This is a genomic window from Bacillus sp. FSL K6-2944 (assembly GCF_038005385.1).
Taxonomy (GTDB): domain Bacteria; phylum Bacillota; class Bacilli; order Bacillales; family Bacillaceae_G; genus Bacillus_A; species Bacillus_A cereus.
This window is the reverse complement of the sequence record NZ_JBBOTE010000001.1, coordinates 51,802-77,471: the sequence shown is the minus strand read 5'-3', so window position 1 is coordinate 77,471 and position 25,670 is coordinate 51,802. Positions and strand designations below refer to the sequence as shown.

The window sequence follows — 25,670 nt, the reverse complement described above, 5'->3', positions numbered from 1 at the left end:
GAATACATCAAATGTTACAATATTCAACAGATTATACAAATCCTCCGATTACACGAATGAAATGAAAACACATTGCTGATGGTAACATTTATAGTTGGGATCCCGTAGCTCAGCAGGGAGAGCGCCACCTTGACAGGGTGGAGGTCGTGAGTTCGAGCCTCTCCGGGGTCATATAAAAAAGAGACACCATATCAACCTTCTACGTGATATAGTGTCTCTTTTTTATCTAATTCAATTACTTCCCACCAAACATCTTCTCCAAAGATTTCGCATTTGCAAACAATACTTCTTTCAAGTTATCGTCAGCAACGATTTTATAGTCGCCATCTTTGTCTTTCTTTAAGTTCAATGTAACTTCGCGAGTTGCCATTGCTGCATCTTTATCCGTTAAGTTTTTGATGATAGTTGAGGTCATTGTTTTTTCGATTGCTTTTTCAGATTGTTCTTTGTCTTCACTAAATGCGCTAGCGAAGGCCATTGGCATAACTTCTCCCACTGCTTTTGTTACAGCAACGGATAGATCAGCAGATGTAATTTTCACTTTCACTTCTGCTTTGTCATCCTTTTTCGATACTTCTTCTAGCTTTTCAAATTTAAAGTTCTTTGTAATTGCACTTAGCATTGCTTTTGCCTCAGCATCATCTGTTTTTTCATTTAGCTTATTAAATTCCTTGTCACTCTCAACAAATGTACGAGCCTTTTCTACATCACCTTTTTGTATCGCTGTTAAAAATTCTTCTGTAGTATCTTTCGGATTTGCACACCCTGCTAAAACACCTGCTGTTAATCCTACTACCATCATTAATAGCAATAATCTCTTTATCTTTTGCACGCTCATTCTCCTCTTATCTTTTCTAGTAAGTCAGCATCATACAATATTATGAAACTGACATTACAAACATTTTTTAGTATAGCATTTATATGATTCGTTTTCTATTAATTCCCAAAAGATAAAGGGCTTTGCAGCATTCCTACAAGGTCCCTCTTCTATCAATCTGTATCCGTAGCACAAATGAACCACATTTTCTGTTCCCTACTATCTAACACCATCCAAGTAACATCCCACGCAACATCGTAAAACCAATCTGTCCAAGGGCGATAGCTTTCGAACACTTTAATATCTTCGTATCGATTTTGGAACATATATTGACATACATTGACTGCTAATTGTTTTGCGATAACTGGTCGTTCCTTAAACCCTTCATATGCTCCGCCCCACAAAATTTGCGCAGCAATGCTACCATCAAGCATAACTGCCAGCTGCTCTTTAAAACGAAACTTATATTTGTCTGATGTATGTATTTTTAACTCTTCTAAGTTATTGATTATATCTAAAGAGTTGAAGATTCTTCTAAAGAAGTGCTCATGTCCATCTTTCGAATGTGGTATTTCTTTAAAAAATTTTCGTTATGCACTTTAAAACAGCTTATTATTGCTCCACCAATTAAGTTTTGTTCCTTAAACGTGTTTATAAGTTGCTCAACAGATGAGTTATTCGTGTCTATTTTTTCAAACGTTCCCTCTTTCCATCTCATAACGCCCACTACTCTCTATTAAAAATTTGTTTCTTCATTATAAATAGCAAAATAAAAACCAGCAACTTTAAGGTTGCTGGCTTAGCTCTTATTCATATTCGAAAAAACAATAACAACTGCTCCAAACAAATAATGCCCTACTACCATCCACATACTCCAATCAAAAATCATAAGCAATAACCAAAGTGATATATTCATAGCAGCAAATAATAAATATAAAATCTCTCTTTTGTATCGCTCCTCTATTCATCAAAATGTAAACAGCACCGATAGGAGGAAAAAGACAAATATTTTTCTTAACACCCACGGATACGAAATTACTGTCTGCATATGAATCCCCTTTTCATCACAATACTTGCTTCAACATCGGCCTCACTACCCTATATTCATCACTATAAGCTTCCTTTATGATTAAAGGCGGGTAATCACTTTTTTCTTCCTCAATCATTGTAAATACTTCTGTTTTCTCTTGTAATGTATTAGATTCTCTATTTTTAGTAGGTTTTCTACTTGTTTTAATTTTCTTTGTTACTTCGCCAAGTTTTTGCCCAACTTCTTTTACTTTGGCTGGTTCATTCGTAACATAGTATTCTTGTTTGTCCCATACTAATATAGGTGGCACTTGTTCTCTTTTGTTACATATTATATAAGTAGTACTAGCTACAAGTAGTAGACAAGTTAATAAATAGAAGATAGTTTTTTTATTCATATACTACACTCCTTATCTATCATTTCATTGGATTATATAATATAAGTCATTTGTAGTAAATGGATTTAGTGGTAATTTTTAGGTTGAACAATAAAGAAAAACCTTACCGAAGTAAGGTTCCGTTTTTACATTCTATAGTGACTGACTTATTAAAACGATCATTACAATAATCGCTATAAACATAACAACTAAACAGCCGATCATTTTATAAAATCCTCGTTTCGTTAACGTCCCGCCTTGAACGTCTTTACGAATAAATAAGAATACTGCTAAAAATAATACAAGCCCAATGCCAAAAGCATACATCATTTGCATATGTTAATCTTCCTTTCTCTCTTCCATCTTAATATCTTTTTGCCAAAACAACAAATGAGATAAAGACGGTACTCATTGTAAGTGCCATAAGTATATTCAATAATATAGAAGAAACTTTTTTCAATTTCAGCACGTCTATTTTGAAGCGAAACACGGAACACTGTAAATAACTGTTACTATATCTCCTCACTTCTTTTTTTAAAATTTAATATCTCCATATTTGTTTTATCCTTTTAAAATATTTCATTTATTTCTTTATTTCACGAAATACGTTATTTGTTTTACGGTGTTTTTCGTCATATTTATAGAAACTAACTGTTTATGGAGCATTTTTTATGTTTAGCAACTTTTTTTGTAGAAATCCTTCACTTTCCTTTCAATATTTAACACTATCTAAATAAAGTTTACGATAAATTCATAATTTTTTATTTTTTATACTATATTCCGTTATATTGTTGTATAATATCTATGAAAGCGCTTATTATTTCAATATACATAATTCAAACTGATTTTATCGAAACATTCTAACTATTATACCTATATTTAAATGCAACAATTATAGCTATTAGTATAGGCATACCAAATATATCCACCCCATTTTTCTGTAAAATTACTTTATAACATGAAAGATTAACTTGGGTGATAAGTTATTGTGAATGTTTTTTTACAAAACAGATAAGTAATAGTGTTTGGTATTATGTAAATTATTGTAATAACATAAGAGTAAAGAAAACATTTACATTGATTATTGATTCATTACTTATTGAAAAAGAGCAAAATGCACCTTTGTATGGAAAAGGATTATATGCATTGGGAGGTTTAAACAAATGACGAGGAAGAATACAACGACAAACCCTTGGGCCAAGTTCCACGGTCCGAACCTTGGTTATGTTATTGAACAGTATGATCTTTACGTAACTGGAGCAGGTTCTGTTGATCCGGAATTACAAGAGCTTTTTGAAATTTTTGGAGCTCCTTCGTTTCAAGATGATGTCGTAACAGGGGACAACACAGCAACACATTTTTCTCCTCAAAACACAGGTAACATTGAAAAAATTCTTAAAGTCGTTCAACTAGTTGAGCAGATTCGTTCTTTCGGGCACACGTTGGCTCACATCAACCCGATGGAAGATGCTGCAAATGGACAATCTCTTCTTGAGAAAGCAATGAGCGAACTGAGCGATGCTGACTTGAAAGCGATTCCAGCGAAAACAGTATGGCCAGATGCACCAGAAGGTATTCACACTGCACTTGATGTAATTCATAGATTAAAAGACGTTTATACAAAATCTTTAGCTTATGAATTTTCTCATATACAAGATAGTGAAGAACGCGCGTGGTTGCATCAAATGGTGGAATCAAATTCATTGCGTCAACCACTATCAAATAAAAAACGAACTGCTCTTTTAAAACGTTTAACAGCTGTTGAAGGTTTCGAGCAATTCTTGCATAAAACATTCGTTGGGCAAAAACGTTTCTCTATCGAGGGCGTTGATATGCTTGTACCTGTTTTAGATGAAATTGTTCTAGAAGGTGCTAAAAACGGCGTTGAGGATGTCATGATTGGTATGGCTCACCGCGGTCGCCTAAGCGTACTTGCTCACGTATTAGAAAAACCATATAGCCACATGTTTGCTGAGTTCAAACATGCAAAAATAGAAGGCGCAGTGGCTAATTCTGGCTGGACTGGCGATGTGAAATACCACCTAGGTAGAGAACAAGTCGTTAGTAACGAAGAAGTTAGCACTCGCGTGACATTAGCAAATAACCCGAGTCATCTTGAGTTCGTGAATCCTGTAGTAGAAGGTTTCGCACGTGCTGCTCAAGAGAATCGTAAAAAATCTGGTCTTCCAGATCAAGATACTTCAAAATCATTCGTAATTTTAGTTCATGGTGATGCTGCATTCCCTGGTCAAGGTATTGTATCTGAGACACTCAACTTAAGCAGATTGAACGCGTATCAAACAGGCGGAACGATTCATGTTATCGCAAACAATGCAGTTGGTTTTACGACTGATAGCTATGATTCTCGTTCTACGAAATATTCTAGTGACCTTGCAAAAGGTTTCGATATTCCGATTGTTCACGTGAACGCTGATGATCCGGAAGCTTGTCTTGCAGCTGCTAACCTTGCGATTCAATATCGCATGTTGTTCAAAAAAGATTTCTTAATCGATTTAATTGGTTACCGCCGCTACGGTCATAACGAAATGGATGATCCAGCAGTTACGCAACCACAAGTGTACAAAAAAATTAAAAACCATCCAACTGTAAGGGCAATTTATGCAGATCAATTACAAGCTGCTGGTGTTCTAAATGCAGATGAGGTTGAAACAATTACACAGTTTACACAAGAGCAATTAAAATCCGACTATGCACAAGTACCACCAGCTGATACGAGCGACGCAACAATTCACGTTAAAGTACCAGATGTTGTTGCAAAAGGTATTCAACCAATTGATACTGGTGTTGAGATTGACTCACTTCGTGCAATTAATGAAGGTCTACTATCTTGGCCAGAAGGATTTAACGTATATCCGAAAGTGAAGAAAATTCTTGAGCGCCGTAAAGATGCTCTTGAAGAGAACGGTAAAATTGAATGGGCACTTGCTGAATCGTTAGCATTCGCTTCTATTTTACAAGAAGGTACGCCAATTCGTTTAACTGGTCAAGATTCACAGCGTGGTACATTCGCACACCGTCATATCGTATTACACGATACTGATACAAATGAAACATATTCACCGTTACATCGCTTACCAAACATTAATGCATCGTTCTCTGTTCATAACAGTCCGTTATCAGAGGCTGCTGTTGTTGGTTACGAATATGGTTATAACGTATTCGCTCCAGAAACTCTTGTTATGTGGGAAGCGCAATATGGTGACTTCTCAAATACTGCGCAAGCATTATTTGATCAATATGTTTCAGCTGGAAGAGCAAAATGGGGTCAAAAATCTGGCTTAGTTCTTCTATTACCACACGGTTATGAAGGTCAAGGACCAGAGCACTCTAGTGCACGTCCAGAGCGTTTCTTACAGTTAGCTGCTGAGAATAACTGGACAGTTGCAAACTTAACGAGCGCGGCTCAATACTTCCATATCCTGCGTCGTCAAGCATCTATCTTAGGAACAGAAGCTGTTCGACCATTAGTATTGATGACGCCGAAGAGTTTATTACGTCACCCACTTACGCTTTCAACTGCTAGTCAGTTAAGCGAAGGACGTTTCCAACCTGCTTTAGAACAAGAAAACCTTGGCATGAAACCAAATAAAGTAAAACGTCTTGTTTTAAGCACAGGTAAAATGGCGATTGACTTAGCAGCAGAAATCGAGTCGGGTAAACATGAGTACAACTTAGACGAAGTTCATGTCGTTCGTATTGAGCAATTGTACCCATTCCCTGCTGAGAAAGTTCAATCTATTATTAAACGCTTTAAAAACTTAGAAGAAATCATTTGGGTTCAAGAAGAACCTCGTAATATGGGCGCATGGCATTACATGGCTCCAATTCTGTTCGAACTTGCTGGAGATAAAGTGAAAACAGGCTACATTGGACGTCCTGATCGCTCTAGTCCATCTGGCGGCGATCCATTCGCTCACAAAGCTGAGCAAGAGCTAATTGTTGCACATGCTTTGGATGTGAAGTATAACTTCCGTCAAGATAAACAAGAAATTGAAGTTTACAGCAACTAAAAAGTAACAATGAAGGTTTCTAGCTTGTTCCTTGGGCAGAATATCTGCCCAAGGCCAGGCTAACAAATGGAGATTACCGAAGACAAAAGAAGAAAAAACACACCGTTAGGCAAATAAGGGGAGGACATTTAAAATGATCGAAATTAAAGTACCTGAGCTTGCAGAATCTATTACTGAAGGAACTATTTCACAATGGCTTATCAACGTAGGCGACAAAGTTGAGAAAGGTGGCAGCGTTGTTGAGCTTGAAACTGATAAAGTCAATGTAGAAATCATTGCAGAAGATTCAGGTATTGTATCGAAGTTACTAGGCGAACCTGGGGATACAGTTGAAGTTGGCGCAACTATCGCAATTTTAGATGCTAATGGAGCACCAGTTGCAGTAAGTACACCTGCACCGGCTGCTGAGCAACCAAAACAAGAAACAGCTGAAGCACCGAAAGCTGCGGCACCAAGCGCTGAGCAAACTGCAACACTACAAGGGTTACCAAATACAAACCGTCCTATCGCATCACCAGCTGCTAGAAAGATGGCTCGTGAATTAGGAATCGACTTAAACGACGTACGTAGTACAGATCCACTTGGACGCGTGAGACCACATGATGTACAAGCTCATGCTGCAGCACCAAAAGAAGCACCAGCTGCTCCAAAGAGTCCAGCTCCTGCTCCAGTTGCAAAAACGGAATTCGAAAAACCAGTTGAGCGCGTGAAAATGTCCCGCCGCCGTCAAACAATTGCAAAACGTCTTGTAGAAGTTCAACAAACATCTGCAATGTTAACAACATTTAACGAAGTTGATATGAGTGCGATCATGGAATTACGTAAAGAACGCAAAGATGCTTTCGAGAAAAAACATGATGTACGTCTTGGCTTCATGTCATTCTTCACAAAAGCAGTTGTTGCAGCATTAAAACAATTCCCATTATTAAATGCTGAAATTCAAGGTGACGAGCTTATCATTAAAAAATTCTATGATATCGGTATTGCAGTAGCAGCTCCAGATGGATTAGTTGTTCCAGTTGTACGCGATGCTAACCAATTAAACTTCGCTGAAATCGAAAGCGAAATTCGTGAATTAGGTAAAAAAGCACGCGATAACAAACTTTCATTAAAAGAACTACAAGGTGGTACATTTACAATTACAAACGGTGGTGTATTCGGTTCTCTAATGTCAACACCGATCCTAAATAGCCCTCAAGTTGGTATTTTAGGAATGCATAAAATCCAAGTACGCCCAGTTGCAATTGATAACGAGCGTATGGAAAACCGCCCAATGATGTACATTGCTTTATCTTACGATCACCGTATTGTTGATGGTAAAGAAGCAGTTAGCTTCCTTGTTGCTGTTAAAGATATGCTTGAAGATCCAAAGTCATTATTATTAGAAGGTTGATAGATTAAAAATCTATTAAAGGCTGTAGAATGAATCATTCTACAGCCTTTTTTTATTGTGTTCATACGGGACAAATTTCATGACATAAAGTAATAATGTATGCCTAAACGTAAGGAGGATTAAAATGAATAACCTTCCAATTCATGCAAAACTTAAAGTAAATAAGGATACTTTCTTCCTCCCCGATTCAAACGGGGGTGTCTATTTTCGAAATAACGCCAGTTCATTTCGCATGGACGGTGATGGAATTTATGACTGGATTGAAAAATTAATGCCAATGTTTAACGGAAATTATTCTTTAGCAGAAATAACCGATGGCCTCCCTCTCCCCTATCAAAATCGGGTATTTGAAATTGGAGAGATTTTATATGAAAATGGTTTCGTTCGCGATGCAAATCAAGATGCACCTCATGAATTAAACAGTACATTACTCGACAGATATGCTTCGCAAATTGAATTTTTAGAAGCCGATTCTCATTCAGGTGCTTTAAAATTTGAAACGTACCGCGGAGCAAATGTCCTTGTACTTGGTTCTGGGGATATGCTCACTTCCTTAGTTTCTTCTTTATTAGAATCTGGTTTACCTACATTTCATTACCTCGTTACAGATCGAGATAAAACAAACTATGACAGAATACATGAGCTAATAGAACGTGCATATGAAGTTGATAACAGTGTACTCCTTCAAGAAATCGATACTACAATTGACCGTCCCTTACATGAAGTATTCGAACCTTTTGATTGGATTTTATATGTTTCTCAAAATGGAGACATTGACGGTTTAAAAACAGTTCACACTATTTGTAGAGAAACGAAAAAGAATTTTATACCAGCTATTTGTTTATCAACACTCGGTATAGCTGGACCTGTCGTAATGGAAAACCGTGATGAATGCTGGGAATCCGCATGGCATCGGCTACATGAAACGACTTTGCAAAATGAAAATTCATCGGATTCCTTCTCACAAATTACATCTGCCATGTTAGCAAATGTAATCGTTTTTGAATTGTTTAAACATGTCGCGGATGATTCTTATCGTGAAAAAGAATCACAATTCTTTTTATTAAACTATGAAACACTTGAAGGAACGTGGCATCCTTTTATAAAACACCCTCTTGCAACTGATGAAAGTTTTACAATTGATACGATAGAAAATCTTTCTGAAAAACTTGAGCATCGGTATGGCCAACATACTTCAACTGATATATTCCGCTTTTTCGACTCATTAACTTCTAAAGAAGCCGGTATATTCCATGTATGGGATGAACAAGATTCATATCAATTACCGTTATCACAGTGCTATATTCAAGTAGCCACTCCACTATCAGATGGCCCAGCTCCCCTTCTGCCTCTTATGACTTGCAGTGGATTGACTCATAATGAAGCACGCCGAGAAGCCGGTTTAACAGGAATTGAAACATATGTAGCAGAAATCATTCACCGCCTTATTCCTGAACATAACGATATCGGTATCGGTGCTGGAGAAACGATGACAGAAGGATTTTACCGGGCACTACAACAACATTTAAACAATAAACTGTATGAGCGGCAGTCACATATGCTAGAAGAACTTACAACGATTGATTTAACTGATATTCACGATAAACATTGTAGATTTTATTACGATGCTCTTGCTACAATTCATGAAACACCTAAAATTGCAATGAGTGAAGAGATTCTCAGTTTTCCAGTCATTTGGGTTGGTATAAATGATAGATGGTACGGTGCATCTAATATTAATATGACGTTAGCCTTACGGAACGCACTACAACTATCACTGCTCCACATTCAAAGTGAAGAGACTCCTTACAGAGCTAATATCTTGCCTGAATCATCTATTATTTTATATGACACGGATTCTTTTAGAGTGGAAATACAAGCGGAAGAAGAAATTCCAAGTGTGCAATCTTTACAGCTTGCCTTACAGCATTTAGAAGAACATAATTTTTATCCCTTCGTGTTTGATTTAGCAATCGAACCATTTTTGAAAGAAAACTTAGACGGTGTGTATGGGGTATTAATTGCAAAGGAGGACGGTCTATGACTCAAAATATATTGCTTATAGGAGATGGCCTTCTTGCAGACTATGTACATGATCAATTATGCAAACAATATTCCATCATTCGTCAGCATACCCTTCCAGAAGTACTTCCTGAAAATATTCATCTCGCTCTCGTATTACATGACGGATCTCCTTCTACTATTCATCATGACGCTGAGCTAATTTTTCGGTCAAATCATATTCCATGGCTACGTGGTTTTACTTCATTTGGCGAAGGTATTATCGGTCCTTACATTCATCCTCTTACGCCCGGATGTTCCCATTGTTCTGATGGACGCCGTTTTATCGCTGGCTTTGACCAAAAAGAAATGTGGGAACTACAGCGGAAATATGCCTTTAAAGCAGATGATGTAACGAGGCGTGATGTACGTGCCACCCAAAATGGAATGTTACAAATGTGCCATCTTATTTGCGCAGAAACAGAAAAAATATTAACTCATAACCATTCTTCTTTAGAAAATGAACTTATTTTACTAAACTTACAAACATTACAATGTACGCGGCATTCTTTTCTTCCAGATCCTCTCTGTCCTGTATGTAGTAATTTACCTAATGATACTGCGGATGCGGCGGAAATTTCTTTACAACCGAGTTTAAAAGTAAGCACCGAAACGTATCGCTGCCGTTCCATTCATGAATTAAACACATTTTTAACGAGAGACTATTTAGATTATCGGGTCGGTATGTTGAACGGCAAAATGCAGCATTCATTATTACCATTCGCTGACGTCATTATAAACATGCCATTAATGTTCGGAAATGAAGGTGTTGCAGGCCGAACTCATTCATTTGCAGTGAGTGAAGCAACTGCTATTTTAGAAGGTTTAGAACGATATTGCGGGATGTCGCCTCGCGGGAAAAAGACAAATGTGCATGGTAGTTTTCATGATTTAGAAGAACACGCACTAAATCCCCTCTCGCTCGGTGTACATACAAATGAACATTACAATCGTGATAATTTTCCATTTAAACCGTTTGATCCTGATTATGAGCAAAACTGGGTATGGGGATATTCTTTATCACAAAACAGACCGCTTTTAGTTCCTGAATCAATTGCTTATTATAGCCTCGGTCATCGAGACGCTTTCGTGTATGAAACATCAAATGGATGTGCAATTGGCGGTAGTTTAGAAGAAGCGATTTTTCACGGCATTTTAGAAATTGTAGAGCGTGATGCCTTCTTACTCACTTGGTATGCCGAATTACCTCTTCCCCGCCTTGATCTTAATTCAGCAAATGATACAGAATTACAATTAATGATCCAGCGGTTACGTACGATTACCGGATATGAATTACACGCTTTTAACGCGACGATGGAACACGGCATCCCGAGCTTATGGGTAATTGCAAAAAATACGCGTGAAAATGGAATGAACGTTGTTTGTGCGGGAGGCGCTCATTTAGATCCTATTCGAGCTTTAAAAAGTGCCATTCAAGAAATAGCAGGCATGTTACTTATAACAGACGATGAGCTCGAGCACAAAAGAGAATACTACGAAAAATGCTTACAAGATCCTTATTTCGTTAATAAAATGGAAGACCATAGTATGCTGTACGGATTGAAAGAAACGGAAGAACGTCTTCACTTCCTTTTACGAGAAGATGCACCGGTGCAAACGTTCCAAGAAATAAATGTATCACAATCATTTGATATGGATTTAACATCCGATCTCCACCAACTTTTAAATCGTTTGCATCAATCTGACCTTGAAGTAATCGTTGTAGATCAAACCGTTCCCCTTATAGAAAAGAACGGACTACACTGTGTAAAAGTTATTATTCCAGGTATGTTACCGATGACGTTCGGACACCATCTTACTCGGGTTACAGGACTGGACCGGATATATACCGTACCGATGACACTTGGATATACAGACGAACCTTTAACAAATGAAAGATTAAATCCACATCCACATCCGTTTCCATAGTAAAGGAGGGATTTCATGCAGCTAAATACTTTTTTACATCATCTCCATTTCTCTATCGATGAAATTATGCCAAATCATGAGGTGGACTGGAAAGACGCACCGCTTCCTTATAAATTATATCGAAATGTACCTACCATCCCGCTCTCCTTAGAAATCCCGTTATCTTTATCGAACTCTTCTACTACACCTACTCTAAATGAGATTGGTCACTACCTTTGGTATTCATTTGGTGTAACACAATTATGTCAGCTAAATAGCGGGAGAAATGTATTACGTAGATCCATTCCTTCAGGCGGTGCCTTATACCCTAATGAATTGTATATCTATTTAAAGATTGACGATTATCCAGACGGCATTTACCATTATGACGCCGCGCATCACCGGCTTATTTTACTTCGCGAAGGAAATTTCGATTCTTATTTAGCAGACGCACTCGGTAACCGCTGTAATATACATGATTGTTTCGGTGCCGCATTCGTATCCACTATGTTTTGGAAAAACTTCTTTAAATACAATAACTTTTCATATCGCCTTCAAGGATTAGATAGCGGGGTTCTCATTGGACAATTACTAGAATGTGCAAAACAGTTCGGTTATACGAACGGCGTATACTTTCAATTTCTAGACCGTGCACTGAACCATTTACTCGGATTGTCAGAAGGTGAAGAAAGTGTGTATGCCGTTATTCCTTTAAGTACAGAGCCAGAAACTAATTGGTTTCACAATGATTACCATGAAAATAAAACATTTACTTCTCGTGAGTTGTTGCAACAAATTCCGCCGCTCGCACATGAACATTTCGTTCGCTCAAAACATGTAGATGAATATCCGATGATAACAAAAATAAATGAAGCTTCTATGATCGAATCGACAGCACACTTCCAAACACTAGCTCATGAAGAGCACTATCAATATCATGAGCATGCTGTACAACTGCCGAAAGTAGAGCGTTTATCTTATGATTTCTTGCAACTTTGCAGAAAACGGTATTCCCCTGATGCTGACTTTACTTTAACGAAATGGGATGCAGCCGAGCTCGCTACTTTACTACAAGAAGCGAGTCTCTCCTTCCCCTATTACAACGATCTTGACGGTAAGTATACAAATGAAAATACAAGCGTCTCCTTATATGGATGTTTTTATAACGTGAAAAATATTAAAAACGGGGCTTACGCTTATAACAGTAAAACACATTCCATACAACCAATTCGATATGGAGACCTTCGCTACTCACTTCAGTCTAGTATGACGATGGATAACGTGAACCTTTTTCAAGTACCACTTTGCTTACATGTAGTCGGAAAGAAAGATTACTATACAAATGCATTAGGCTATAGAGGGTACCGTATTCATCAAATGGAAGCAGGTATACTCGTTCATAAACTCGTTTTTGCAGCGACCGCGATGGGGATGGGCGGGCATCCTTTACTTAGTTTTGATACAAATTCATGTGATCAATTGTACGGAATAGATGCTGGGAATGAAACATCTCTTATTCAAGTTCCAGTTGGGGCATATCGGGCGCGGAATTGGTTAAAAGGGGATTTGCATTGTTAGAAGCACGCCGTCTATCGGCGTGCTTTTTTACTAGATTAACTTAAAAATACTCTTAATTTGTCTAGCAAATAACCAATTTTTCGTACCGTAGTTATCATTTAAACTATCTAAATTGATAGATTGTCCGTTAGCAAACTTTAATTCTAACGTAGTATTTTTGTCATTTGTTTTTAAGTTACTATTTGTAATGGCATCATACTTTAATTTTTCAATCTCAACATATTCGTCTTTTTCTTGTCCAATCACGACATGGTCTTGGAAGAAGAAAAATACTTCTACTTTTTTACCGAAACAAAATACATTTTTCGTATAAATTAATGTCGCGTTATCAAGTCCGACACATACTTCTTTCATTTCTTCCACAACGTGTCCAAAGTCTTCTTCATGTCTTGCATTTGATTCAGCAATCCATTCTTCGATTGTTTTCATGTTAATTGCCATACTGCGCCCCCTGGTTCGTTCATTGCTTCGTTTAAAAAATAAATACTATATGAAAATATAAGCGATACGTAATATGTTTTCAAGGGGAAACGGTATATTCAAAATAAAGTGAAACTTTAATCAGTGGGAGCTTACTGCCCGCAAATAGCGGGATAAAGTTAAATTTCAAATTAATATAAAAGGAACACCAATTTCATTAAATTTTAAACGTTTGAACGAGACGTTCTTCATCATCAATTAGCTGCGCTCTCTCATCAAATTCAATGTTTAGTTCTTTATATACTTTCTTCCAAAACGACAATGCTGGTACATTTTTTACAAGTTCGATAACGAAATATTGTCCTCTTTTCTCTTCTAGTAAATTCTCAACAGCTTGTTTACCGATTCCTTTTCCTTTATGTTGATTCAATATGAAAATATCATTAATACCAAAATCATTTTCCTTCTTCAAAAACGGACGTTCCAGTAGTAATAAGAATCCTACAATACTCTGATCAACTTTTATAAAATACGGCGTGATTCCGTCATTTTTCCAAAACATATGCAAATCTTCGTATTCAAAAATCCGTTCGCTCCGATAGTTATATTCATAGTGAACTTAGAAAGGTCATGAAGATATAAAGCGTACAAATTACGTAATATTTCTTTTTCTGATTCTTGAACTTTTTGAAGTGCTACAATCATAAAAAAACTCCCCTTCCACATATGTAACTATTTCCCGATCCTCTTCATTCGACAAAAATGATAATTCCCCTTTAACAAAAAAATAGCACTTTAAAAAGTGCTATTCTGCTCTCCTTGCCGCTTGCTGAATTGGATCCCAAACGCTGTTATATGGTGGTACGTAACTTAAGTCAACGTCTTCTAAATCGTGAATGCTCATTTTATTGAAGAGTGCCATTGCGATTACATCAATCCGTTTATCTACACCTTCTTCTCCAATTACTTGTCCGCCTAATAATTGTTTCGTGTCGGAACGGTATAGTAATTTCAAGTAAAGTGGTTTCGCATTTGGATAATAGCCCGCCATATTAGTCGAATCTACTTTGACTGTTTTATACGGGATGTGTAGCCCTTTCGCTTCTTTTTCATTTAATCCTGTTCTTGCAAGCGTCAAATCCATAAATTTAATAATACCTGTACCTAACGTACCTTTAAAGGCTCTTCGTTTATCAAGCATATTCAGTCCAGCAAGTCGCCCTTGTTTATTGGCTGTCGTTCCGAGCGGGATATGATCATGAATTTCCTTTATAACGTGGTAATGTGTTGCGCAATCACCAGCTGCATATACGTCTTGCACATTCGTTTGCATATATGCATTTACTTCAATTGCCCCTTTATGATTTGTACGTATATTTGTTCCTTCAAGAAAATCAGTATTTGGCTTCACTCCGACAGATACTAAAACAAGATCCGCTTTATACGTACCTTTATCCGTTTCAACTGCTTCTACTCGTTCATTCCCTTTAAACGCTTTTACATTTTCATTCGTTAAAATTTCAATATGATGCTTATCTGCTTCTTTATGTATGTACTCTGCCATATCTGCATCATAAATCGTACCGATATGATCATTTCGCTCAATCATTCTTACTTTCTTACCAAGTTCGACGAATGTTTCTGCCATCTCCAGTCCGATTGCGCCACCGCCAATAATCGTTACATCTTCAACTTTATTCGTTTCTAGCGTTTTTAATATGCGCTCAGCATCAGGAATTGTTTTTAAAAGATGAACGCCTTGTAATTCCCGTCCTTCCCATTCTGGCATAACAGGACGCACTCCAGTCGCAATTAATAATCGATCGTACGGAAATTCAAAGACATCTTTCGTCTTCGTATGCTCTGCGTACACCATTTTCTTTTCCGTATCTACTTTCGTTACTTCATGACGCACTTTTGCATCAATTCCATATTTCTCACGAAACGTCTTTACGTTACGCGCGATTAACTTTTCAGTTGAAGCGATAGCACCACTAATGACATACGGTAATCCACACTGAGCGTATGAATAAATTTCACCTTTTTCTAAAGTTACAACATTTGCATTTTCATCGTTTCTAACAATTTGCATAGCTGCACTCATACCAGCTGCATCTCCGCCAATAATGACATAGTTCACTTTACCACTCCTTCTTTTTTACATACTCTTTACGTTTTCCATATTTTATAGAAATAACACCTACTTCTATTGTAAAGAAAGAGAATTTCATCTTCAAATTTTGTGCACAAACCTATGCTTGAATAGGTAACTGTCGTGTCTTATAAACAATATGTTTAATATGCTATAACAGTCACAATTGAAAGTAGGTGAAACATACATGTGCGCCGGCCTTCTCGCTCAAACTCCAGAGGAACCGAAAGAACCAAAACCCGCCTTGTCGCTTGATCAAGAATTCTCTATTAACGCAACCATCTATAGTGCTCGTGCTTGGTTATCTAATGATGAGACTTTCCCACAAACGATTTGGAAAGGCTCTCGCTTCGCTTCAGCATCACACGCTGGCAAGTCCATCTTACCAATCGGCACTGTAAAAATTTTGAACTTATCTGATGATACAATAACAGTTACTGCATCATCAGAATCAGATGATAATCTCAAAATAGTCGTACCCCCTCATTCTGAAGGTGTTTTAACATCTAATGGTTTATCTGATGTGCAAGCAAGTACATCAGGAGGAGCAAGTAAAGTCACATTTCTCTTTCATATCTTTTTCTCAAGGGATCCTGGTTCAGATAAAAAACCATAAAAAAGGTACAGTTATGCACTGTACCTTTTTTCATGTGTTCTATTCTCTTGATTTGATTAGTTCAATATTATAAGTTTCGATATCTGTTAACTTTCCTTTAAAATAAGGATTTTCTCTATACCAAGACTGTTTTGCAAAATACGCTTGCATATCTTTCGTTTGAAAAATATGTCCATGCCTTGCATATATTTCATTTCTAGCAATTTTCAACTGCTCTTTCGATAAATATGTTAAATCTGCGCTCGTTAATTTTCGAATATCACTATCAGGAAAGATGAAACCATTATATACATACCCAGTCGCGGGCGTTGGAGTAACATTATAAACAACTGTTTTTTCTGTATTTTTCTTTTGGAATGGAAGATTATAAGACAAAAGTGCCGTTACCGTCTCTACTTGTGTCGTTTCCCGTCCACTTTCTCCATTTCGTTCTAAATAAATCGTCGCACTTCCATCAGTCGCTACAGGCCCCCATGTAATTTCTTCTCCTGCCAGCGCTGTAACCGGTTTTTGATTTACGTACAATGTTGCACCAGGCGCGTTCGTTTGAACTGTAATATATTGACCTTGCAACGTTAAATCTATCGTTACGTTATTTTGGCTTTGTTTCATAAGTACAACCTTTTCCTCACGAGATAATTTTACATAGTCATTTTTATAATCTGATTGAAACACTTGATTTCCCGGAAGAAATGGCCCATATTGCTTCTCAAACTTTTTGTCATCTGTCTTATCAATTTCTTTTCCGTTCATTTTTAACGATACGCCTTTTTCATTTGTAAGCAAAGTTGTATAGTACGTCTTCGCTTTCAATTTATATCGATCAAATATAAAGAAATACTTTCCGTCTTTCGTTAATGAAAAATCAGCTCTTTCTATTCCGTCCCGTTGTTTTTCACCTTGTCTCAAATATCCTTGTAATTCATTTACGTAAGATGGATTTTCTTTTATATATGAAAATAGAGGCGTTAAACTCTCTCTCGTTATCATAACCGATGGATCATCTGCCGTAACGATCTCAGCTAATTTCTCTCCGTCCCTCTCTTGTAAAATCGTAATCATCCGGTCTACTTGTGCCACCTGCGTATAATACGATGCTCCGTACAAATACAATCCAATAATCACTATAACAAATAGTGCTAACAGTGTAATGCCAACTTTTGTACCACCGCTCATGTTCTTCTTTACTACAGGACGTCCCCTCTTCGACCCGCAGTTTTGACAAAATTGCACACCATCTTCAAACTGAGCTCCGCACTTTGTACATACATTCATTCAGTCAACCACCTTTTCATTAGAAGCCAGTTATTCCCTTTGTTAAGGCTTGAATTATCGTACTAATGTAAGACCAAAGTACAATGAACGTTGCAATTCCAATTAAAACATTTGCAATAATAAGTGTGTAAACAAGATCTAATCCGCCATTGTCTAGCTTTAATACGGCTACAGTTATACTAATCCCTATATAAGTTGCAGCTACGGATAATAATATAGGTAAGAAAAAGATTAATAAGAAACTAAAAAGAAAAGAAAGGACTAATATGACAATAGTCGGCGTCGCTATCGTTCCCCATATACCAAATACTTCAAGAAACGAAAAAGACGATTTCATCATCTTACCACTTACAAAAATAATAAATCCGACAAATAAAGTTAAAATTAATAAAAAGAAAAAGACCGTTATAGATTCTCCAAAAAACGTGGGAGTAGATATATCTGGTGCAAATGTTCTCGTAACTGCTGATGCTGCACTCATCATTCTATAAAAAATACATGCTCCTAAAAAACAAATAAGAACAAGGCTTACAATTCCATTTCGCACTTCAATAGCGCCGCTTTTCATAATCGCTGTCGGTGCTTGTAATGCATGTTTAAAAAATTGAAAATAGCCGCTCGCGAACCGCTTCGCTTGCTCTACCGTTTCATTTGGCCGAGCTTCCTTTGCTTGTGCCGCACGTGCTTGTTCCGGCCCTTCTTCTTGACCACTACTTGCCACTACTTCTTCCGTTAACGAATGTCCACAATTCCCGCAAAACTTTGCCTCCGCTGCATTTTCTGTATGACATGACGGACATTTCATTCTCTTATCCCTCCTTAAGCATATACCATATAGGGTGTTACAAGTTCAATATATGACTTTGGACATAAAACATGACTACAAGAAAAAGATTCTGAAATCCTTCTTCCGAAAGAAAATATATGTGCTAGTAATCTTGAAAAAAAATGCTATTATGAAACAGAATAAATAATATTTTTAACAGATTGGATGACTGGCAATGGAATTGGTAAACTCAATTTTTCAAATACTCCTTACAAGCGTAATCCAATTATTATCTTTAATTGGCGTTATCATTGTAATTGGATTTCTATTAGGCTATTTAGAATCTCTCACACGCATGTATTGGTCGAGAGCTTTTGGAAGAAAAGGATTCCTATTAACGGCTTGGATCGGTGTTCCGATTCATGAACTTGGACATGCCATTATGTGCGTACTGTTCCGTCATAAAATTGTGGCGACTCAGTTCTTCCCAACAGATACAAGTCAAGGGGCTTTAGGTTACGTACAACATCAATACAATCAAAAAAGTGTGTATCAACGAATCGGGAATTTCTTCATCGGCATTGGGCCTATTATTTCTGGTATTACTGCACTAATCCTTTTAATGCGCTATTTCGTACCAGAATCATATTTTTTATTTAATACAACTCTCGAAAAAACGATTGCTTCTACTTCTATTAATATAGAAATGATCCAAAACATGCTCTTGTCGACGTTTGTATTATTGAAAAGCTTATTTACAATCGGTAATTTATTGAATCCTTCCTTTTGGTTATTTTTATTTATCGCCATTTGCATTTCCGCACATATCGCTTTAAGTAAACCAGACATTAAAGGATCAATAGACGGAGTTATCGTCATGTTTATCGTTTTATTTTTATTCAACATCATAGCGGGACTGTTCCAATACGACAGTAACCAGCTAATTGGACAGGTTATGAAATATAATATGTATCTCATTGCGTTTTCTAGTGTAGCACTGCTTTTCTCTTGTATTTCTACACTTGTTAGTTTTTCGTTTTATAAAATAAGAAGAGGGCGTTCTTTTTGAACTCCCTCTTCTTATTTTATATTCCCCTTATAATCACAATGCTCAACAGGCACACGAGCATGCCCTTCTTCATCGGTACACCATGACTGTGATTGGAATGCCAGAAAGATACCAATCCATTCTTCTTCCTTTTCAAAGTGAATGAGTATTCCTCCGTCTTGCCATATGCCATCATCACCTTGCCATTTTTCTACATTCCCTTGATTCATATGAATATCATGTATACCGTTTCCTGGTTTGAAATGAAAATAGGAATCTGGTGTATTTTCTTCTGGTCCCCATCTTTCACCAAATGCGTAAATAATTGCTTTTTCTTCTATCGCTCGTTTTATATAACGTTCTATTTTTTCATTTAAATCATTATCTGCTCCTGCTTTTTCGGGAGGTAAAGGAATCATTTGATTTGAGTCAAATAGATTTCCTCTTATATAATCTAAAGCTACTTTCGGTTCATTGTTTTTTATTTCTGTAAAACCGAATGGTAATGTCGGTAAAATATGAATCGCCTCTGACTTAATATTGTTACTCGCAAAATATAAAACTTCTGACGGATAACTTTGCGATTTTACGTTAATTGCAATACGATAATCTACTTCTGCTTCATCTTGTAAATGAACTTGATAATGAGGAGTTTTCCCTTTTCCCATCTTTGATTGTATAACTGTACCTTTTAACACGCCGTAATTTTTTAAGGGCATACATTTCATCTCCTATTCATCTAGTAGAAGCTTTTCATATTTAAAACATTATCCATTCATAAAAAAAATCCTCCTATGTTAGGAGGATTTTTAATTTCTCAACATATACCAAACAATAACCTCTACCACTACAAGCAAAACCGCACCAAAGATCATTAACGTCGTCTTCTTTAATAGTTCATTTTCACGGTAAGGGATATTACATAAGTAAGCACCTAGTGTAATCCGTGATGGACAAGCGATTGTCGCTACTGATGATGCGGTGTTTTGAAGTGTTGTGACATATTGCCACGGGAGTGCTACGTTTTGTGCGGTTTGCATTTGTAGTTTTATAAACATTGCATTTGATCCTGCGTTACTACCTGTTAAAAATCCACCAATAGCGCCAATAAACGGCGCAACGAAAACGAAAAATGTTCCAAATGTATCACCAGCTGTCTTTGCGAGTAATGAATGCATGCCTGATGCACCCATTAGTTCTGAAATGGCGATAAACATTGTCGTCGTAATCGCAAAAGGAATCCATTGTTTGATCGTTTGTGAGAGTGATTGTTTAATAATATTAGACGGGATGCGGAAGAAAATAATAGTAAATAAGCAAGTCATACCGAGCCAAAATCCTGGTGAATATAGTAACTCTAGTTTGTAAGAGTATGATTTCAAATCAAGAACCGCATATGATCTGAACAAATCATGTAATGCTGGAACGAGGCGAGAAAGTAAAATACAAACTGTTAGAAATATATAAGGGCTAATAATTTTTATAATGGATACTTCTCTCTCCGTTGCAGCGGCATGTTCTGTTATAAGATTTTGCCCACTTTTTCCTTTTAATTTAATGATAAGAAAGCCAAATGTAATCGTAACGATAGAACTTAATATCCCTGCTAGTTCAACACTTACGTACGCATTAGAAAGATAGATTCCGAGAGAAAATAATAGAAAGAATCCTACCCCTTCTTTCCACTTTTCTATAACCGCTTGCCAGCCGCCAACAACGTGTAAAGAAAGAATAACAAAGTAAGCAAACATCGGAATACTTAATAGCGCTGTATTTGTGCCAAGTGTTGTAAGAGGCATATTTATTAGCTGCGAACCGATAATCGTACCAGTTGCCATTGCGCCCCATGAACTAGCTAGTAAGCCGATGAATGAGAGTAGTACAGCTTGAAATGGTTTATATCCTAGTGAAAGAAAAATAGGTGCTGCAACCATGAAGCCGATACCGAATCCACTTACTGATTCAATAAGCGGGCAAATGCCAAAACACATAAGCAGCATTTGTAATAAGCGATCTTGCGTCACTGCTTCTAGAAAACGTGCCACTTGATCGATGTACCCCATTTTGTTCATGAGGTGAAATAAAAAAATACCGAAAAATAAAACGTACCCGACAATAAAACAAATTAACCACCCTTTAATCGTTGCGTGCACAGTTTCACTTATCCCTAATTGAAACGTTGGCGAGAGTAAAACGATTCCAACACATACAGCATAAGAAATTAACGAAGACCTTAATGACGTTTGTTTAAATAAAAATAAACAAATGAAAATCATCATAATTGGGATAAGTGCCAACAATATGGCCATGTTATCATCTCATTTCGTTTAAAATACAATTTTTAACTATTATATAACAGATGCTATAATTTTCAATTGTTTTTAAAACAGATTCAAAAAAGGAACCAAACGGCTCCTTTTCATTCACTCCCATTTTCTATTATCCTGAAAAACTGTCTGCTTTCCGACTATTTCTTTCAACACAACAAACACAATGTAAGTACATATTGCTTGCAATATAATATTCCAAAATTTCATTAATGTAAATGAATGAATCCGTAGAAATAATTCGTTTAATAATACAATCGAAACGATACTAAATAATTCTATACTAATCGAAAATAGACATATTTCTAAAATAGACTGTTCTTGAATGCGATTTAAGTTGGAAAAGATGAATACATACCCTAAAAATAGAGCCATTAACTCTATTTTCGTCATGCTAATGAGCCAAGCGTATAATGGTACAGTTAAAAATAGATATAGTAATTTACGTCTTAGCATGCCTTCTCCCCCTCTAATTTATATGTATTTTCTGTATATTTTAACATTTATTACGCAAAACAAAAAGAAGAGACTATGCCTCTTCTTTTTGTTTTGTTGCATATATTAATTCACATATTTCTTCTCGCTTTTCATTTTCTAAAAGCTCAATGACCTTACTTCCAACGACAACTCCGTCGCATATTGTAACCATTTCTTCTACATGTTCTTTTGTTGAGATGCCGAATCCAGCGACTACTGGTAAGTTGACGTGTGATTTTACTTTTTCTAAGTAACTATGAATCTCCTCTTTAAAGTTTTGACGTACTCCCGTTACGCCCGCTACTGTAACAGCATAAACGAACCCTTCTGATTCACTCGTAATTTTTTCAATTCTTTCAATAGGACTCGTTACGGTAACGAGTGGAATAAGCGCAATGTTTACCTCTCGAAGTAACGGCGCAATAATATTTTGTTCTTCATACGGTAAGTCTGGAACGATGATGCCGTCTACACCTGCTTCTATACAGTTCTCAATGAATCTCTCTTTTCCGAATGCAAGTACCGGATTTAAATATGTCATAAGAACAAAAGGCATTTGTACTTCTTTCCTTACCTCTGCTAACGCTTGAAAAATGCCTTTTAATGTTACGCCGCTATCTAGCGCTCGTTTCCCTGCTCTTTGAATCGTTGGGCCATCTGCAACTGGATCTGAAAACGGAATACCAATTTCAACGATGCTTGCTCCAGCCTCATCTAGAAAACGAATTCTTTCTTTTAATTTTTCAAGGCCACCATCTCCGCCCATTACGTACGGAATAAATGCTTTCTTGCCATTTTCAAACGCTGCTTTAATTTTTTCTACTCCCATTTTTTACACCTCTTCCATATAACGTTTTATACTCTCTACATCTTTATCACCACGGCCAGATAAACAAATAACAAGTCCTTCATCTTCCTTCATTTTCGGAGCTAATTTTAATGCGTATGCGACAGCATGCGAGCTTTCTAACGCCGGGATAATGCCTTCTTTTTTCGTTAATAATTGAAATGCTTCTAATGCTTCTTCGTCTGTTATCGAATGATAAGAAACGCGGCCAATATCTTTTAGCAAGCTATGTTCTGGACCAACACCTGGATAATCAAGTCCTGCTGAAATAGAGTGTGCTTCTTGAATTTGTCCTTCTTCGTTTTGCAGAAGATACATCATTGATCCGTGGAGAACGCCAACGCTTCCTTTCGTTAAAGTTGCTGCATGCTTTTCTGTATGAACGCCTTTTCCAGCTGCTTCTACGCCGTAAAGAGCAACTTCTTCATCGTGTACGAACGGATAAAACATCCCCATCGCATTACTACCACCGCCAATACAAGCAACGACTGCTTCTGGTAACTTTCCTTCTAACGCCTCATATTGTTTTTTCGTTTCATTTCCAATTACACTTTGGAAATCACGGACAATTTGCGGGAATGGATGTGGTCCGAGAACAGATCCCATAATGTAGTGCGTATCATGCACATGTGAAACCCAGTAACGAAGCGCCTCGTTTACCGCATCTTTTAATGTACCGCTACCTGCCGCTACACTTTCTACTTTCGCTCCGAGTAATTCCATTCGGAACACATTTAATTTTTGACGTCTTACATCTTCTTCTCCCATAAAAATGACGCATTCTAATCCGAGAAGAGCACATACAGTAGCTGTTGCAACTCCGTGTTGTCCAGCTCCTGTTTCAGCGACAACTTTTTTCTTGCCCATTCGCACTGCAAGTAGTGCCTGACCGATTGTATTGTTAATTTTATGAGCTCCTGTATGATTCAAATCTTCACGTTTTAAATAAATCTTTGCACCACCGCAATACTTCGTCATATTTTCAGCATAATATAGCGGTGTTTCTCTTCCGACGTACGTTTTTAAATAATGATTTAATTCCTTTTGAAATGCTTCATCTTGCATCGCTTCTTTATATGCTTCTTCTAGTTCTAGTACAGATTGCATTAACGTTTCTGGAACATATCGTCCTCCGTATATACCGTAATGTCCTTTTTCATCTGGATATGCGTAGTTCATTTGGAACACTCCTTCGCTTTTATAATAAATTGTTTTATTTTCTCTACATCTTTCTTTCCTTCTGTCTCTACTCCACTGCTCACATCGACCATGTATGGCCGAACAGTTCGAATTGCTTCTTCTATATTAAGAGCGTTTAATCCACCAGCTAATATCATTTTCTTTCGCAATTCTTTTGGCATATCTCTAAGTAGTTCCCATGAAAATGTCTTTCCATTTCCTCCATGAAACTTTTCTTTCGGGCTATCAAATAATATATAATCCGCTTCATACCCTTGGGCGTTTTTCATATCACTCTCTGAAGTTACTCCTAGTGACTTTATAGACGGAATATTCAATCTTCTAATTTGATAATTGTCTTCATCCCCATGTAGTTGTACATGTGTTAACCCGCACTCATCTGCAATTTTCTGGATCACTTCTACTGATTCATTTACGAAAACACCGATTTTTAACACGTTGGCTGGAAGCTCCTGAATGATTTCTTCCGCTCTCTTTGGAGTGATTTCCCGCTTACTTTCTGCAAAAACAAATCCGAGTGCATCTGCGCCATATTCGCACGCACTTTTCGCTGTTTCCACATCAGTGATGCCGCAAATTTTCACTTTCATATATTCACCTTACAATCTTCAAAAAAACTACTAATAGAAGATGATGTCATAAGCGCCTCTCCAACTAATACACCTTTGGCTCCAGCTCTTTTAACACGAATAATATCTTCTTTTGAATGAATGCCACTTTCACTAATCCAAAGTAGTTTCTCCTCATTCAATCTTTTTCCAAGCTTTTCAGTTTGGCTTAAATCTACTTCGAACGTTTTTAAATTACGATTATTAATGCCAATAACGTGCGGATTTAATACAATCGCAGTTTCTAATTCCTGTTCATCATGAACTTCAACAATCGCTTCTAATCCTTTTTCTAACACGTAGCTATACAGCTCTTTTAACTTCTCTTTCGTTAACGCTGCTACAATTAGTAAAATAATATCTGCTCCCGCTTCATACGCTCTATCGATTTGAATCTTATCGATTATGAAATCTTTACATAAAAGCGGAATGTTACTTTCTTCTCTTGCTGTTTGTAAATCGTGAAACGATCCTTTAAAAAATTGACCATCTGTTAAAACAGATACTGCTCCTGCACCACATTTCTCATATGTTCCCACTTGTTTTCGTACGTCAACGTGTAAATTGATATCTCCTTTTGATGGTGATGCTCGCTTTACTTCTGCAATGACAGTAAACTGCTGTAACGCTTCTACAAGTGACTGTGTCTTTCTTTTTGTTTTTACTGGTGTATATATTTCATATAACTCCGCAACTTCCTTTTTCTTCTGTTCTACAATTTTATCTAAAATCGTCCCCAC

The 25,670-nt window shown here is 36.9% G+C and carries 21 protein-coding genes, 1 tRNA gene and 4 pseudogenes; 8 read left to right on the top strand and 18 right to left on the bottom strand.

Going from position 1 to position 25,670, the window contains the following annotated elements; translation table 11 throughout:
* The first annotated feature begins 98 nt into the window (after positions 1-98).
* Positions 99-171: transfer RNA gene (locus tag MHH55_RS00385), tRNA-Val, on the top strand.
* A gap of 64 nt (positions 172-235) precedes the next feature.
* Here MHH55_RS00385 and MHH55_RS00380 read toward each other — a convergent pair.
* From MHH55_RS00380 to MHH55_RS36355, 6 genes and pseudogenes are all read right to left on the bottom strand, one after another.
* A complete protein-coding gene (locus tag MHH55_RS00380; protein WP_001169495.1) occupies positions 236-832 on the bottom strand; it encodes a DUF4878 domain-containing protein in 597 nt (198 codons plus the stop codon).
* A 158-nt stretch (positions 833-990) separates the two neighbouring features.
* Positions 991-1,535 (bottom strand): annotated as a pseudogene (locus tag MHH55_RS00375) (hypothetical protein).
* 81 nt (positions 1,536-1,616) lie between these two features.
* Positions 1,617-1,865 (bottom strand): annotated as a pseudogene (locus MHH55_RS00370) (hypothetical protein).
* Between the two features lie 16 nt (positions 1,866-1,881).
* Positions 1,882-2,244, bottom strand: coding sequence for a hypothetical protein (locus tag MHH55_RS00365; protein WP_001036584.1), 363 nt, complete (start codon positions 2,242-2,244; stop codon positions 1,882-1,884).
* Positions 2,245-2,376: 132 nt separating this feature from the next.
* Positions 2,377-2,559: a DUF3976 domain-containing protein gene (locus tag MHH55_RS00360; protein ID WP_001178302.1), complete on the bottom strand. Its 183-nt coding sequence runs from the start codon at positions 2,557-2,559 to the stop codon at positions 2,377-2,379.
* A gap of 28 nt (positions 2,560-2,587) precedes the next feature.
* A pseudogene (locus MHH55_RS36355) lies at positions 2,588-2,665 on the bottom strand (permease); the annotation flags it as partial.
* 721 nt (positions 2,666-3,386) lie between these two features.
* On the opposite strand from MHH55_RS36355, the gene odhA reads away from it, so the two are divergent.
* The 5 genes from odhA (at position 3,387) to MHH55_RS00335 (ending at position 13,194) form a co-directional block, all read left to right on the top strand.
* On the top strand, positions 3,387-6,254 hold the full coding sequence (gene odhA, locus MHH55_RS00355) for a 2-oxoglutarate dehydrogenase E1 component (RefSeq protein WP_000197157.1): 2,868 nt from the start codon (positions 3,387-3,389) through the stop codon (positions 6,252-6,254).
* Between the two features lie 133 nt (positions 6,255-6,387).
* Positions 6,388-7,647 carry a 2-oxoglutarate dehydrogenase complex dihydrolipoyllysine-residue succinyltransferase gene (gene odhB / locus MHH55_RS00350; RefSeq protein WP_000569896.1) on the top strand — a complete coding sequence of 420 codons (1,260 nt, stop codon included), beginning with the start codon at positions 6,388-6,390 and terminating at the stop codon, positions 7,645-7,647.
* A gap of 124 nt (positions 7,648-7,771) precedes the next feature.
* Complete coding sequence (locus MHH55_RS00345) at positions 7,772-9,691, top strand: putative thiazole-containing bacteriocin maturation protein (RefSeq protein WP_078186215.1); 1,920 nt, start codon at positions 7,772-7,774, stop codon at positions 9,689-9,691.
* Positions 9,688-11,637, top strand: a complete 1,950-nt coding sequence (locus tag MHH55_RS00340; RefSeq protein WP_075677560.1) for a TOMM precursor leader peptide-binding protein — start codon at positions 9,688-9,690, stop codon at positions 11,635-11,637. The genes MHH55_RS00345 and MHH55_RS00340 overlap by 4 nt, the downstream gene beginning before the upstream one ends.
* 15 nt (positions 11,638-11,652) lie before the next feature.
* Complete coding sequence (locus MHH55_RS00335) at positions 11,653-13,194, top strand: SagB family peptide dehydrogenase (protein ID WP_071741048.1); 1,542 nt, start codon at positions 11,653-11,655, stop codon at positions 13,192-13,194.
* Between the two features lie 30 nt (positions 13,195-13,224).
* Here MHH55_RS00335 and MHH55_RS00330 read toward each other — a convergent pair whose 3' ends face one another.
* From MHH55_RS00330 to MHH55_RS00320, 3 genes and pseudogenes are all read right to left on the bottom strand, one after another.
* Entirely contained in the window at positions 13,225-13,635 is a 411-nt protein-coding gene (locus MHH55_RS00330) for a DUF3908 family protein (RefSeq protein ID WP_000996782.1), read from the bottom strand.
* A gap of 196 nt (positions 13,636-13,831) precedes the next feature.
* A pseudogene (locus MHH55_RS00325) lies at positions 13,832-14,319 on the bottom strand (GNAT family N-acetyltransferase).
* A 100-nt stretch (positions 14,320-14,419) separates the two neighbouring features.
* Entirely contained in the window at positions 14,420-15,754 is a 1,335-nt protein-coding gene (locus MHH55_RS00320) for an FAD-dependent oxidoreductase (RefSeq protein WP_078186216.1), read from the bottom strand.
* Between the two features lie 199 nt (positions 15,755-15,953).
* On the opposite strand from MHH55_RS00320, the gene MHH55_RS00315 reads away from it, so the two are divergent.
* A complete protein-coding gene (locus tag MHH55_RS00315) occupies positions 15,954-16,382 on the top strand; it encodes a hypothetical protein (protein ID WP_000332414.1) in 429 nt (142 codons plus the stop codon).
* Between the two features lie 39 nt (positions 16,383-16,421).
* Here the strand turns inward: MHH55_RS00315 and MHH55_RS00310 are convergent, their stop codons facing one another.
* A complete protein-coding gene (locus tag MHH55_RS00310; protein WP_074554784.1) occupies positions 16,422-17,657 on the bottom strand; it encodes a TcaA 3rd/4th domain-containing protein in 1,236 nt (411 codons plus the stop codon).
* Positions 17,658-17,676: 19 nt separating this feature from the next.
* Entirely contained in the window at positions 17,677-18,462 is a 786-nt protein-coding gene (locus tag MHH55_RS00305; protein WP_071741043.1) for a zinc ribbon domain-containing protein, read from the bottom strand.
* 196 nt (positions 18,463-18,658) lie between these two features.
* On the opposite strand from MHH55_RS00305, the gene MHH55_RS00300 reads away from it, so the two are divergent.
* Positions 18,659-19,492: a hypothetical protein gene (locus MHH55_RS00300; protein ID WP_033695718.1), complete on the top strand. Its 834-nt coding sequence runs from the start codon at positions 18,659-18,661 to the stop codon at positions 19,490-19,492.
* Between the two features lie 11 nt (positions 19,493-19,503).
* Here MHH55_RS00300 and MHH55_RS00295 read toward each other — a convergent pair whose 3' ends face one another.
* The 7 genes from MHH55_RS00295 to trpC form a co-directional block, all read right to left on the bottom strand.
* Positions 19,504-20,190 carry a DUF2278 family protein gene (locus MHH55_RS00295; protein WP_074554787.1) on the bottom strand — a complete coding sequence of 229 codons (687 nt, stop codon included), beginning with the start codon at positions 20,188-20,190 and terminating at the stop codon, positions 19,504-19,506.
* A 90-nt stretch (positions 20,191-20,280) separates the two neighbouring features.
* Entirely contained in the window at positions 20,281-21,780 is a 1,500-nt protein-coding gene (locus tag MHH55_RS00290) for an L-lactate permease (RefSeq protein WP_078186217.1), read from the bottom strand.
* A 114-nt stretch (positions 21,781-21,894) separates the two neighbouring features.
* Positions 21,895-22,254: a DUF4029 domain-containing protein gene (locus tag MHH55_RS00285; protein WP_000946131.1), complete on the bottom strand. Its 360-nt coding sequence runs from the start codon at positions 22,252-22,254 to the stop codon at positions 21,895-21,897.
* A 73-nt stretch (positions 22,255-22,327) separates the two neighbouring features.
* The gene (gene trpA / locus MHH55_RS00280) at positions 22,328-23,104 is read right to left on the bottom strand and encodes a tryptophan synthase subunit alpha (protein ID WP_000537825.1); all 777 of its coding nucleotides are present in this window, start codon (positions 23,102-23,104) and stop codon (positions 22,328-22,330) included.
* 3 nt (positions 23,105-23,107) lie between these two features.
* Positions 23,108-24,301, bottom strand: coding sequence for a tryptophan synthase subunit beta (gene trpB / locus MHH55_RS00275; protein WP_001105035.1), 1,194 nt, complete (start codon positions 24,299-24,301; stop codon positions 23,108-23,110).
* Positions 24,298-24,912, bottom strand: coding sequence for a phosphoribosylanthranilate isomerase (locus tag MHH55_RS00270; RefSeq protein WP_000865141.1), 615 nt, complete (start codon positions 24,910-24,912; stop codon positions 24,298-24,300). Before MHH55_RS00270 ends, trpB begins: the two co-directional genes overlap by 4 nt.
* The gene (trpC, locus tag MHH55_RS00265) at positions 24,909-25,670 is read right to left on the bottom strand and encodes an indole-3-glycerol phosphate synthase TrpC (protein WP_000536703.1); all 762 of its coding nucleotides are present in this window, start codon (positions 25,668-25,670) and stop codon (positions 24,909-24,911) included. The genes MHH55_RS00270 and trpC overlap by 4 nt, the downstream gene beginning before the upstream one ends.